Origin of the sequence: Bradyrhizobium sp., from assembly GCF_035701725.1 — a bacterium.
Lineage (GTDB): Bacteria > Pseudomonadota > Alphaproteobacteria > Rhizobiales > Xanthobacteraceae > Bradyrhizobium.
Genome location: NZ_DASSRP010000003.1, coordinates 1 through 12,674, shown reverse-complemented (window position 1 = coordinate 12,674; position 12,674 = coordinate 1). Strand labels below are relative to the sequence as shown.

At 61.4% G+C, this 12,674-nt stretch carries 13 protein-coding genes; 7 read left to right on the top strand and 6 right to left on the bottom strand.

Annotation, left to right across the window (positions count from 1 at the left end):
- The 5 genes from VFL62_RS00140 to VFL62_RS00120 all read left to right on the top strand — a co-directional run.
- The coding region (locus VFL62_RS00140; RefSeq protein ID WP_325170350.1) for an ANTAR domain-containing response regulator at positions 1 to 151 on the top strand (151 nt) is incomplete at its 5' end.
- Positions 148 to 1,314 carry a CmpA/NrtA family ABC transporter substrate-binding protein gene (locus tag VFL62_RS00135; RefSeq protein WP_325170349.1) on the top strand — a complete coding sequence of 389 codons (1,167 nt, stop codon included), beginning with the start codon at positions 148 to 150 and terminating at the stop codon, positions 1,312 to 1,314. The genes VFL62_RS00140 and VFL62_RS00135, both read left to right, overlap by 4 nt.
- A gap of 36 nt (positions 1,315 to 1,350) precedes the next feature.
- Positions 1,351 to 1,959, top strand: coding sequence for a hypothetical protein (locus VFL62_RS00130; RefSeq protein ID WP_325170348.1), 609 nt, complete (start codon positions 1,351 to 1,353; stop codon positions 1,957 to 1,959).
- 15 nt (positions 1,960 to 1,974) lie between these two features.
- Complete coding sequence (locus VFL62_RS00125) at positions 1,975 to 3,756, top strand: NirA family protein (RefSeq protein ID WP_325170347.1); 1,782 nt, start codon at positions 1,975 to 1,977, stop codon at positions 3,754 to 3,756.
- 168 nt (positions 3,757 to 3,924) lie between these two features.
- A complete protein-coding gene (locus tag VFL62_RS00120) occupies positions 3,925 to 5,532 on the top strand; it encodes a sulfite reductase subunit alpha (protein WP_325170346.1) in 1,608 nt (535 codons plus the stop codon).
- 453 nt (positions 5,533 to 5,985) lie between these two features.
- On the opposite strand, the gene VFL62_RS00115 is transcribed toward VFL62_RS00120, so the two are convergent.
- Genes VFL62_RS00115 through pxpB form a run of 3 tightly spaced genes read right to left on the bottom strand, consistent with a single transcriptional unit; the run spans position 5,986 to position 8,578 of the window.
- The gene (locus VFL62_RS00115; RefSeq protein WP_325170345.1) at positions 5,986 to 6,756 is read right to left on the bottom strand and encodes a 5-oxoprolinase subunit PxpA; all 771 of its coding nucleotides are present in this window, start codon (positions 6,754 to 6,756) and stop codon (positions 5,986 to 5,988) included.
- Between the two features lie 44 nt (positions 6,757 to 6,800).
- On the bottom strand, positions 6,801 to 7,850 hold the full coding sequence (locus VFL62_RS00110) for a biotin-dependent carboxyltransferase family protein (RefSeq protein WP_325170344.1): 1,050 nt from the start codon (positions 7,848 to 7,850) through the stop codon (positions 6,801 to 6,803).
- Complete coding sequence (pxpB, locus tag VFL62_RS00105) at positions 7,847 to 8,578, bottom strand: 5-oxoprolinase subunit PxpB (protein WP_325170343.1); 732 nt, start codon at positions 8,576 to 8,578, stop codon at positions 7,847 to 7,849. Before pxpB ends, VFL62_RS00110 begins: the two co-directional genes overlap by 4 nt.
- Positions 8,579 to 8,868: 290 nt before the next feature.
- On the opposite strand from pxpB, the gene VFL62_RS00100 reads away from it, so the two are divergent.
- Together VFL62_RS00100 and VFL62_RS00095 are read left to right on the top strand one after the other, a co-directional pair.
- Positions 8,869 to 9,567 (top strand): ribonuclease activity regulator RraA, encoded by a 699-nt coding sequence (locus VFL62_RS00100; RefSeq protein ID WP_325170342.1) that lies wholly within the window; start codon positions 8,869 to 8,871, stop codon positions 9,565 to 9,567.
- A gap of 38 nt (positions 9,568 to 9,605) precedes the next feature.
- Positions 9,606 to 10,013 (top strand): (R)-mandelonitrile lyase, encoded by a 408-nt coding sequence (locus VFL62_RS00095; RefSeq protein ID WP_325170341.1) that lies wholly within the window; start codon positions 9,606 to 9,608, stop codon positions 10,011 to 10,013.
- A 6-nt stretch (positions 10,014 to 10,019) separates the two neighbouring features.
- On the opposite strand, the gene VFL62_RS00090 is transcribed toward VFL62_RS00095, so the two are convergent.
- The 3 genes from VFL62_RS00090 to VFL62_RS00080 all read right to left on the bottom strand — a co-directional run.
- Positions 10,020 to 10,427 (bottom strand): hypothetical protein, encoded by a 408-nt coding sequence (locus VFL62_RS00090; RefSeq protein WP_325170340.1) that lies wholly within the window; start codon positions 10,425 to 10,427, stop codon positions 10,020 to 10,022.
- Positions 10,428 to 10,557: 130 nt separating this feature from the next.
- Complete coding sequence (locus VFL62_RS00085; protein ID WP_325170339.1) at positions 10,558 to 11,547, bottom strand: hydroxyacid dehydrogenase; 990 nt, start codon at positions 11,545 to 11,547, stop codon at positions 10,558 to 10,560.
- A 195-nt stretch (positions 11,548 to 11,742) separates the two neighbouring features.
- Positions 11,743 to 12,674, bottom strand: a 932-nt coding sequence (locus tag VFL62_RS00080; protein ID WP_325170338.1) for an ABC transporter ATP-binding protein, incomplete at its 5' end; no start/stop codon positions are given.

Below are 12,674 nucleotides of genomic sequence, written 5' to 3'. Positions count from 1 at the left end.
CATCGAGCGCGCCAAGGGCATCCTGATGAAACTGAAAGGTCTGACCGAAGACGAGGCCTATGTGTTGCTGCGATCCACCGCCATGCGTGAGAAAAAGAAGATCGGCGAAATCGCCCAGTCGATCCTGACCGCTTCGGAGCTTCTCAAATGACGACCGCGCTCCAGATCGGCTTCATACCGCTTATCGATGCCGCGGCCCTGATCACGGCAGTCGAAAAGGGCTTCGCCAAAGCCGAAGGACTCGACGTGACGCTGGTGCGCGAGGTCTCATGGTCGAATGTCCGCGACAAGCTCAATATCGGTCTGTTCGATGCGGCCCATATTCTGGCTCCGGTTCCCATCGCCTCCAGTCTCGGAATTGGCCACGTCAAAGTGCCGGTCGTCGTGCCGCTGACGCTGAACCTCAACGGTAACGCCATCACCTTGTCTCCAGCGCTTTACGCGGCGGTCTGCGCCGAAATCGATGGCGACCCCTCCGATCCCTTAGTGACCGCGCGGGCGCTGTCGCGCGTGGTCGCCGCCCGACGGCGCAGCGGCGGCGAGCCGTTGACGTTCGGCATGACGTTTCCGTTCTCGACCCATAACTACCTGCTGCGCTTCTGGATGGCGGCGGGCGGTGTCGACCCGGACGAGGACATTCGCCTCGTGGTGTTGCCGCCACCGTTCATGGTTGACAGCCTTGCCGGCGGCCAGGTTGACGGCTTCTGCGTCGGTGCGCCCTGGAATTCGATCGCGGTCGACAGCGGCATCGGCCGGATCATTCACTTCAGCTCGGATATCGTGCCGCGCGCCGCGGAGAAAGTGCTGGCGTTGCGCCAGCAATGGGCGGAGAAAAATCCTCAAACGCTGGCAGCATTGGTTCGCGCGGTGTTCCGGGCTGCCGAATTCGCCGAAATGCCGGCCAACCGACACGAGGTCGCGCAGATCCTGGCGCGCGGCGAGTACATCGGCGTCGATTCCGAGGTCATCCTGCGCACTCTGGAAGGGCGGCTGAAGGTCGCGCCCGACGGCACCATCCGCGAGAGCAGCCGGTACTTGATGCTGGCAAGAGAGGATGCCTCGACGCCTGACCCGCTCCAGGCGGCATGGCTCTACGCCCAGATGGTGCGCTGGCACCAGACGCCCATCAGCTCCGAGGCGCTGAAAACGGCGCAGGGCGTGTTCCGGCCTGATCTGTACGAGAAAGCCCTTGGGCGCGACGGAACGGGCCCGACGAACCCACAACCCGTCACCGCCTTCGCCGGGCCAGCCTTCGATCCACTGAATATTGAAGCCTACCTGGCTGCTCTACCTGGGCGTCGCCATCCCGCTTAACCGCCTGATTAACGCTTAAGCACACTGAAGTTGTGCTTGAATTATGAGCGAAGTGCTCAAAATTCGAGTGGTTCCGCTTTGCGAACCCAACTTCATTTCTTCTACAATCGGCTGAAAATACTTGGTTTTTTTGCTCCAGCCGGTATGGCACGCAACTTGAATATTGCAATGCAGCCAGTGCCGCCGACGTCCGCTGGCGATTTCGAGATGGATTTCCGCAGCAACGAGGCTGATCGGATCACCCGGGACAGAGCCGGGGGCCGTCGATCATTCAGTCACTCGTTGTGCCTCGCCACTGGCAGGCAGCCGGAGCTCGATATGGATTACGTAAGACCAGCCGACCTTGTCATTGCGATGATAGACGTCAGCCAGCGAAAGCTGGCGCTGCCGCCGCGTGATTTGATGATCCGTGGAATTCTGGCAGGAGCGCTACTGGGTGCCGCGACGACCCTTGCAATCCCGACCGGCATACTGTTCGGCGCCAAGGTCGGGTTTTACGACTGGTGGGTTTGGAACCAGATTCCGGTCACGCTCGGCAACATGGTTGGCGGCTTCGTTTGCACCGGTCTTGCGCTCTACTCAACCGACAAGCCGCGCGGCCCGTTGGTTGCGGCGGCCCAACCCGTGGCCCAGGCAGCGGAATGACGGTGCGAATTCCCAATGAAGCTTGACACGATTTCCGTCGATTTCACCGACGAACAGAAGCGCTACCTCGAGGGCTTTGCCGCGGGGGTCCAGATATTGCGCAGCGGCCGTGGTCTTCCCGGCGGTTCGACGCAGGTCAAGACCGACGCCGAACCGACGGGACCTGACGCTGCCCATATCAAGGCCCAGGATCAGGTTCTGGCCGCGGGCAAAAAGCTCGCGGACCAGGAGAAGTTCAAGCGCGAGGAACACCCGTTCGATGCCTATTCGCGGCTGAAGCAACAGGCGCTGACCAACGCGCCGCCGTCGCCCGCGGATAATTTTCGCTGGCGCTATTATGGCTTGTTCTACGTGGCGCCTGCGCAGGATTCCTATATGTGCCGCCTGCGCATTCCCAACGGCATTCTCAAATACTGGCAGCTCACAGGACTTGCCGATCTCACCGAGCGGCTCTGCGGCCCCTACAGCCACGTGACCACCCGCGCCAATCTTCAGCTGCGCGAAATCCCGCCAAAGCATGCGGTCGCGCTGATCGAAGGCATTCAGGATCTCGGCCTATGCTCGCGCGGCTCCGGCGCCGATAATATCCGCAACGTTACGGGTACCCCGACGGCCGGGATCGATCCGCAGGAACTGATCGACACCCGCGAATATGCCCGCGAATGGCACTTTCACATCCTCAACGATCGCTCCCTCTACGGCCTGCCACGCAAATTCAATGTCGCCTTCGACGGCGCGGGCAAGATCGCCGTTCTGGAAGACACCAATGACATCGCTTTTGCCGCGGTCGAGGTGAAGGACGGTTTTGGCGTGGAGCCAGGGGTGTGGTTTCGCCTCGGGATCGGCGGCATCACCGGCCACAAGGACTTTGCCAAGGAGACCGGGATTATCGTCAAACCGCCTGAGGCGACGAAGGTCGCGGACGCGATCGTACGCGCGTTTATCGATACCGGCGATCGGACCAATCGCCTCAAAGCGCGCCTGAAATACGTCATCGATAAAATCGGAATGGAGAAATTCCTCGAACTGGTGGAAGCCAAACTCGGCCACGCGTTGACGCGCGTGCCACCGGAAGCGCTCGCGCCGCGGCCGGCTTTCGATCGAATGGCCCATATCGGTGTGAACAGGCAAAAGCAGGACGGCTTCAACTGGATCGGCGTTACGCTGCCGGTCGGCAAAGTGACCTGCGAGCAGATGCGCGGTCTCGCCAAAATCGCAGCCGATCTCGGCGATGGCGAAATCCGTTTGACGGTCTGGCAAAACCTGCTCATCTCAGGCGTCAGCGACGCGAACGTCGAATTGGCGGTCAAGGCAATCGAGGCCATCGGCCTTTCCGTCAAAGCCTCCAATGTTCGCGCCGGGCTGGTCGCTTGCACCGGCAACGCCGGTTGCAAGTTTGCCGCCTCCAACACAAAGGCGCATGCGGCGGCGATCGGAGACTGGTGCGATGCCCGTGTCGAGGTCGATACACCGCTCAACATCCATTTGACCGGCTGCCATCATTCCTGCGCGCAGCACTATATCAGCGATATCGGCTTGATCGCCGCCAAGGTGCCCGTTGGGGAATCCGACGATACGGTCGAAGGCTATCACCTGTTCGCCGGCGGCGGGTTTGGTCCGGATGCCGATATCGGGCAGGAGGTCTATCACGACTTGAAAGCCGAAGACGCGCCGCAGACGGTCGAGAGATTGCTCAAGGCGTATCTCGCGCACCGCACCAGCCCCTCCGAAACTTTTCTGACGTTCGCGCGCCGCCACGACGGCGAGAGTTTGCGCAAACTAGCGTCCCAGTTCTGACATTCGTACTCCGTCGCGGCAAACTTGTTTACGAATGTCAGAACTAAGGGGACTCTAGAAAATATTAACTCGTAGTGGAGTTTGGGATTTGACATTCGCTATCAGAACTCGCTGCGGAACGGGAGCGAATGTCAAATCCATTCCACTACCGGAAGCGGAGACTTCGTCATGAACCAGATTACGCCTCCGCCAAGGATGGAAGTCATTCCCTCCAATGCACCGTTCTCGGAAGCGCAGCGCTCCTGGCTTAATGGATTCTTTGCCGGCCTGTTGACCGAGAGCGTGACACCGCTATCAGCAGAGCAGGGCGCCGCGCTGATGCCGGGGGGAGCGGGCGACGGGGACGATGGCCAGGCGCCTTGGCATGACCAGACTTTGCCGATCGCCGAGCGCATGAAGCTCGCCGAAGGGCGTCCGCTGCGCCGACGCATGATGGCGGCGATGGCACAACAGGACTGCGGCCAGTGCGGCTACAATTGCCAAGACTATTCAGAGGCGATCGCGAGCAAGGCAGAGGGACGGCTGAACCTGTGCGTTCCCGGCGGAAAGGAAACCGCCCGGATGCTGAAGTCGCTCTATGAGGAGCTCGACAGGGCGCCCCCGACAACGTCAACCCCGGCGACGGCGCCGGCCGCACCCGCAGTGGCAACGCCCGTCGTCGAACCCGGTCGTTCTCGCGACAATCCGGTGCCGGCGAAGTTCGTTTCGCGGCGCCTGCTCAACAAGACCGGCTCCGAGAAGGAGACCTGGCATATCGAATTCGACCTTTCCGGAAGCGGCCTTGATTACGAGGTGGGCGATTCCTTCGGCATTTTCGCCAAGAACGAACTCGGCCACGTCGACCAGATCATCGCGCTGCTTGGCGCCTCCCACACCACGCAGGTGCGAGGCCGGACCCTGCGCGAAGTGCTGACTGACGAAGTGTCGCTCGCGCCCGCGCCCGACTCCCTGTTCGAACTCATCTCCTTCATCACCGGCGGCGCCCAACGCGAGAAGGCGCGGGCACTTGCGCAAGGCGAGGACCCGGACGGTGATGCGGCGACGCTCGACGTGATGGCGGTCTTGCAGAAATTCTCGGGCGTAAGGCCGCATCCTGAAGCCTTCGTCGAGGCGCTCGAAGCCCTGCAGCCGCGACTCTATTCGATTTCCTCTTCGCATAACGCAACGCCTGGCAAGCTGTCGCTGACGGTTGATTGCGTGCGTTACGTGATCGGCAAGCGCAAGCGGCTGGGGCTCGCCTCGACGTTCCTGGCCGAGCGCATCCAACCCGGCGATGAGGTGAGGGTCTACGTCCAAAAGGCACATGGCTTCGCCCTTCCGCAGGATTCGAAGGTCCCGATCATCATGATCGGACCGGGAACCGGCATCGCACCTTTCCGCGCGTTCCTATTGGATCGCAGGGCTACCGGCGCAACCGGGCGAAACTGGCTGTTCTTCGGCCATCAGCGCTCGAGCTGCGACTTCTTCTATTCCGACGAACTCAACGCCATGAAGACCTCGGGACTTCTGACGCGGTTGTCACTGGCCTGGTCGCGCGACGGCGACAAGAAGTTCTACGTGCAGGATCGCATGCGCGAGGTAGGTCGGGAGTTGTGGTCGTGGCTTGCCGAAGGCGCGCATATCTATGTTTGCGGCGACGCCAAGCGGATGGCAAAGGACGTCGAGCGCGCCCTGGTCGACATCGTGGCGCAACACGGTGCGCGATCGACTGATGAAGCCGTCAGTTTTGTCGGCGAGCTCAAGAAGAAGGGACGCTATCAGCAGGACGTCTACTGACGGAGGAACTACGATTCCGCGCCGACGGTTCCAGTTGCGAAAAAGTTGAACGAATAAAATTCCGGCCCGAAGCGACACCAGAGAATTTTTATCTGAAGTCGGATGGCTTCGGGCAACCGTATCGCTATTTTCGGTCCTGTCTTGTTTCCGCCTCTAATCGCCATTCCACTCCCGCGCATGGTACGTTGGAGATCGGCCATGCGCGAACTATCGGCGGAAGCACGTTTGCATCTGTATGCGCGTTCGCTATCCCGGAAAACCGGAACGGGAGTCCATGCGGCAGCCGTTTATGGTGCGTTTGCTTTAATCGCGAGCGTGCTGTTCGGGACGCTTTCGGTTCATCCCTTTTGAAGCGACACTCAGGCAGCGGTAGCTCCCAACTTGGGAGCTAGACGAACAGCACGCGCATTCCGTGGCGCGGCGCGCGATCACGTCAAGGGTGTTCAGGGTGATTCAGACGGCCCTCTTGAAGGGCGCCACCTCGATGCCGGCATCCTTGAGCGCCTGGCGAACGCCGCGCGCGATATCGACCGCGCCGGGCGTATCGCCGTGGATGCAAATGGTGTCGGTTCGCATTTTGATGACCTTGCCCGTCACCGACACCACGGCGCCGTCCTGCACCATGCGCACGACGCGCTCGGCGATCTGCTTGGGATCGTGCAGCACCGAACCAGCCTTCTTACGCGACACGAGATTGCCGTCATCTTCATAGGCACGGTCGGCGAAAACCTCGTGTGCCATCGGCAGGTTCGCGGTCTCGCCGGCCTGAACCAGCTTGGAGTTGGCAAGTACGACGAAAACCAGACTTGGATCGACGGCCTTGATCCCGGCCGCAATCCCGCGCGCGGTGGTGTCGTCCTCGCAGGCGACGTTGGACAGTGCGCCGTGAGCCTTGACGTGGGTGACCTTGTAGCCGGCCAGCGCCGCAACTCCCTGCAACGCGCCGATCTGGTAGGCGACCAGGTTTTCGATTTCGCGGGCGCTCATGCCGTAAAACGGCCGGCGGCCGAACCCGTGAATATCGCGATAGCCGGGATGGGCGCCGACGCTGACGCCGCGCGCTTTTGCAAGCTCGACCGTCTTGCGCATGACGTCGTAGTCGCCGCCGTGAAAACCGCAGGCAACATTCACCGAGGTTGCGACGTCGATCATTGCGGCATCATTGCCCATCTGCCACATGCCGAAGGACTCGCCGAGATCACTGTTCAGGTCGACCGTTTTCATTTTCTCGTCCGTTTGCTGATTGGTCTTTCGAAACCATTCCGACGCTACGGGCTCGATAGCGCATCGGCAACTTGCCAGGTACGAGCGTCCATCGCGCTGACGGCGCTGCCGGCAACATTGGCATCTTGCAGCGCTTCGACGTTGAGATCAAAGCTCTCGATCGCCCCAAGCCGCTCGGGCAGGCTGCGCAGCAGCTCTGCGAATTTGCGCGCCTCGGCTTGCGCCGCCTCCATGGTGACGGCCTTGAACCGGAACGCCGACCCCGCGGGGATCTGGGCAAACCGGCCGAAGTCGGCCGAGATCACGGTTGCGATCTTGGGATAGCCGCCGCTCGTCCCACGATCGGACATCAGTACGATCGGCTGACCGGTTCCGGGAATCTGAATGCTGCCGTTCACCGTGCCGTCGGAGACGATATTGTGGCCGTGCAGATGCTTGATGACAGGTCCTTCCAGGCGATAGCCCATGCGATCGCTGGTCGCCGATATCTTCCAGTCACTGTCGAGAAACAGACGGATTGCCTCCTCACTGAACTCGTCGTCCTGCGGTCCAAGCGTGAGCCGGATCGGGCCGGCTTCAGCGGCCGGCATATCGATGCGAAGCTCGGGGTTAGCACCCGCGATAGCAGCCACTTCCAGCTCATCGCCGGCCTGCAGGGGGCGGGGATAGGGACTGCCGAGGCCTACGCGCGCGTTGACCGAATAGCTTCCGAACATCGGCTCGCCCTTAAAGCCGCCTTCGATCGCGAGATAGCTGAAAGAGCCCATCTGTGCCATTCCGAGTTTGAGCATCTCACCATCGGCGATAGTGACCGACGTGTTCCAGGCTAGGGTACGTCCTGCAAGCTCGGCACCGCGCGGCGCTCCGGACATGGCCACCCGAACCGCACCGCCGAGTGCCTTGAAGGTCGCCCCGTATGGTCCGATCTCGATCGCGGGTGCAAACTGCTGGTTTCCAACCAGACAATTGGCCGCCGCGAGCCCCAACCGGTCCATCGCGCCGCTTGGCGTCAGGCCGTAGCGCTGCGCGCCGAAACGTCCGCCGTCCTGCACCGAGCTTGCCGGGCCAATCGAAAAAATAGCGAGCTTGGTCATGCGGCAATCAATTCAGCAACGATCTCGCCACCCTCGACCGCTCGCTCCTGTTCGGCGTAAGTCTTGACGTCGATCGGATAAAACCTGACGCGGTCGCCCGGCTCGAGCAGGAAGATCGGATCGCGGTGCAACTGATAAGTCCGCACCGGCGTGCAACCGAGCAAATGCCAGCCGCTCGGACCGGCAATGCACTGGACGCCGGTCTGCACGCCACCGATCGAAACCGTGCCGGCAGGCGTCAGCAGCCGCGGATCTTTCCGCCGCGACATATGCAGGAATTCATGCAGGCCGCTGAGATAGGACCACCCCGGCGTGAAGCCGATCATGGCGACGCGATACTCGCCGGCGACGTGCCGCGCGACAATGTCGTCCGGCGTGGTGTTCAGCGTCTTGGCGACCTCCTCGAGATCGATGCCGTATTCACCGCCATAGGCGACGGGAATTCGCCAGACCCGGGCGTTTTCCGACGCCGGTACGGGTCTCCGCGCCAGCTCAAGCAGTTTTTGGCCGAGCGCGGCAAAGTCGATTTGCGTCGGATCGTAGTGGACCAAAAGCGATCGATAGGTCGGGATGGTTTCGCACACGCCCGCAATCGGCTCTTGCGTCAGCAGGCGATCAAGTGCCAGCACGCGGCGATTGGCTTCATCATCGATCTGGCGGCTGAATTCTACCGTGATTGCACTATCGCCACTCGGCAGGAGGCGGGGAGGAGAAAGTGGCGCAACCATCGTCTGACAACTCAGCGTCTGATAATCCGGCCTCGAAAATTTGCTGATCGAGGCGTCTTTGTCCCGGGCGGGATTTTGCCGAAGTCTAGCATCGGTGGGATGGCAACGCGACCCCTCAACACAAAAAATGCCTGTGACTTCAATAAACTAATCCAACAACCTCCGATAAGGCACGATGATCGGGGCTAGGCAACCGTCCTCCTGCGCGGCAGCAATGCCCGACAGGCCTTGACGCGCGGGGCGGGTCTCGCAAGATGCGCGCCACCCATCTTACCGGAGTGTTTTTTTCGATGTCCCTCGCCCCCGAAGCCGTCAAAACCCTGTCGAACATCACGACCGCCACCATCACCACCGTTCTGCTCAAGAAGGGCTTGCGCAATGTTTGGCTGCGGGGAACGAAGCCGTTGCGGCCGGGGCAGAAGCGGCTGGTCGGACCGGCCTTCACCTTGCGCTTTGTGCCCGCGCGCGAAGACCTGGCGACGCCGGAATCGTGGTCGAAGCCGATCTCGACCAGAGGCGCCATCGAAGCGATGCCCGAGGGCTGCATCGCTGTGGTCGACGCGATGGGCGTGACCGATGCCGGTATTTTCGGCGACATTCTCTGTGCGCGCATGGTCAAGCGCGGTGTTGCGGCGCTGATCACCGACGGCGTGGTTCGCGACGTCGAGGGTGTGCTCGGCACCGGCCTGCCTGTCTGGTGCGATGGCTATGCGGCTCCGCCTTCGGTTGCCGGGCTGACATTCGTCGGCTGGGGTGAACCGATCGGCTGCGGTGGCGTTGCCATTTTTCCTGATGATGTGATCGTTGCCGATCAGGACGGTGCGGTTGTGATCCCCCAGGCATTCCTCGATCATGTTTTGGCCGAAGGCGTCGAACAGGAGCGGATGGAGGCTTGGATTGTTAATGAGGTGAATAACGGCGCAGTGTTGCCCGGCCTCTATCCGATGAACGCCGAGACCAAGGCGCGCTACGCTGCCTCGAAGAAATAAGCCTGAGAAGAAATCAGCCTGATCAGAGGAGGATCACCATGGATTTGCATTTGGCCGGCTCGCGGCCGACCCGCCGCGCGCCGAAAGAGAGCTTTACGGGCACGGTGTGGCAGGACCCGATCGTTGACGCTCCGGCGCCGGCACGGATTCGCGCCAGCCGGGTGTCCTTCGAGCCTGGCGCGCGAACCAACTGGCACACGCACCCGCTCGGGCAGACATTGTACGTTCTCTCCGGCGTCGGGCGCTTCCAGACCAAGGGCGGACCTGTGCGAGAACTCCGTCCTGGCGATGTTGTCTGGATTCCGCCGGGTGAAAAGCATTGGCACGGAGCCTCCGCGACCAACGCAATGACCCATGTCGCGATGCAGGAGTCGCTTGACGGCAATCACGTCACCTGGATGGAGCCGGTCACCGACGAGGAATACGCGGTCAAGGTCGGTGGATAGGGCGTCTCAGCTTTCGCCCATTTTGCGAAGAACATCGGCCGCGGCAGCACGCCCGGCCATTTCGTTGCGCAGGGCCTCAAATCGCTGCCGCGCTTCGCTTGCCTGATCGTCGACGAACCGCACGGCATCATCGGCCGACATCGGACCGGTGGTGATCGAACGCGAGTTCTCGCCGATGGTCTCGTCGACGAAGTAGCGGTCCCCGGCCTCGCGGCGGACCGTCCACTTGAAGCGGACAGCCTCCATCGGTCCGGGCCCGGATTTCGAATAACCATCGACGCCCGGTTCCTTCGGAGCCGGCCGGCTCTGCGCTTCGCCGGCATCGGATTTTGTAGCCTCCGGCGGAGCAGCGGGCTGATCCAGGATGCTCGCAATGGTTGCAAGCGCATGATCGGTCGGGTCGCCTTCGGTCAATGGTTTGTCCTCAAAACGAAGGGGTCGCGGCCCTTCCGCGATTCTCCCAAACACTTTATCCGGCGGATTGAGGCTGAGTTTTGCCGGGCAGACTGTGATATTCCGGGCAAAGGGTTAATTCCTCGGCTGCCTAATCGAGCCCATCCGGATTGATCACGTTGTCCCGGATTGGCGCGCCATCGAGCGCGCTGAGTATATTGCGTGCGGTCTGTTCGCTCATCCGGTCCACGGCCTCGACCGTGACGCCCGCCACATGAGGGGCGATGATCACGTTTGGCAATTCGAACAGCGGATTTGGAACCTGGGGCGGCTCCTGGCTGAACACGTCGAGCCCCGCGCCGGCGAGTTTGCCTGAGGTCAACGCGTCGTAAAGCGCGGCCTCATCGATAATGCCGCCGCGCGCCGTATTGATGAGATAGGCGGACGGCTTCATGCGCTTCAATCGCACCGCATTGAGCATTCCGATCGTCTCAGGTGTTTTCGGACAGTGGATGGAAACAAAGTCGGCACGCGGCAGGCTGGCGTCGAGCTCGCCAATCGCTTCGTATCCGGCGTTCCTGATCTCGGCGGCGGGTTTGTAGGGATCATAGACCAGCACGTTCATTTCCATGGCCTGACACCGCTTGGCGGTGCGGGTCCCGATCCGGCCAAAGCCGATGATCAGAACGGTTTTGCCGAAGAGATCGAACGGCAGTTTGCCGAGCCGCGCGCTCCATTGGCCGTCCCGCACCAGCGCATGCAATTCGTTGGCGCGCTTGGCGAGCATCAGCATCATGAACAGCGCCTGTTCGGCGACCGAGGGTGAATTGGCGATGCCTACCACCATCAAGGGAACCTTGCGCCGGCTGAGGGCGGGAACATCGACCGCATCGAAGCCGACGCCGATCCGGGTGACGACCTTCATATCCCTGGCGGCCTCAAGCTCTGTCTCGCCGAAACGCGTCGCGCCGAGCGCCACGCCATGAACGGGCGCATGCTGCTTCAACAGCGCCTCGAAATCGGGCGCCGAAATAAGATTGGGAAATTCAATGAGCTCGATGTCGTCCCGCTCGGTGAGGATCGCACGGCCGCCTGGGGCCATGGTCTGCGTAATAAGAATTTTCTTCTTGTTGGTTGTCATGCCCTAGTGTCCCGATTCCAAAGTTCGTACCATCTTGCGGCCCCACATTTACGAACTTCGGAATCGACGGGACACTAGCAAACCTTTTGATCTAGTGTGGCTTTGGTTCAGAAGTCCGCATGACGAACCTGCGGCGCAAATGATGCGGACTTCTAAACCGCCACACTAGCGCCCCGTCTGCCGGCGCTGCGCGGTTTAAATGACGGCGCCGGTGGCCTCATTTAGCAGATGCATGTTGTTGAGGTCCACCGCCAGTCGCAGCGCGTGGCCATCGGAGGCCCCAGCGTTGGGATTGACCCTGCCGCAGACTTGCTTGCCAGCAAGCGGGAAATAGATCAGCGTTTCCATTCCCATCGGCTCGGTGACGTCAAGCGTGGCGTCGAAGGTCTCAACACCCGGTGCGGCGTGGCCGTTCGCTTCCGTGATGTGCTCTGGACGCAAGCCCAGCAAGAGTTTCTGGCCTGACTTGACATCCTTGTACCGTGCTGCGCGCGCCGGCGGCACCGGAAAGGCGATCTGGTCGGTCAGCCGAACGTGGAGCCTGCCTGCGTTCTCTTCGAGCTGGCAGGGTAAAAAATTCATCGCGGGCGAACCGATAAAGGCCGCGACGAAGCGTGTCGCCGGCTTGTGGTACAGCTCCTGCGGGGTCCCGATCTGCTCAATGCGGCCCTTGTTCATGACGACGACCCGGTCGGCGAGCGTCATCGCTTCAACCTGGTCATGGGTCACGTAGACGGTCGTGGTTCGCACTTTCTGGTGCACTTTCTTGATCTCGATGCGCATCTGTACCCTCAGCTTGGCATCGAGGTTGGAAAGCGGCTCGTCGAACAGAAACACCTTCGGATTGCGCACGATGGCGCGTCCCATCGCCACACGCTGGCGCTGGCCGCCCGACAATTGCTTCGGCTTGCGATCGATCAGGTCCTCGATATCCAGCATGCGCGCTGCCTCGTCGATCCGCGCCTTGATCTCGGCCTTCGGATAGCGCTTCAGGCGCAGCCCGAATGACATGTTCTCCGCAACCGTCATATGCGGATAGAGGGCGTAGTTCTGGAACACCATCGCGATGTCGCGATCCTTCGGCGGCACGTCGTTGACGACGTCGCCGCCGATCATGATGTCGCCGT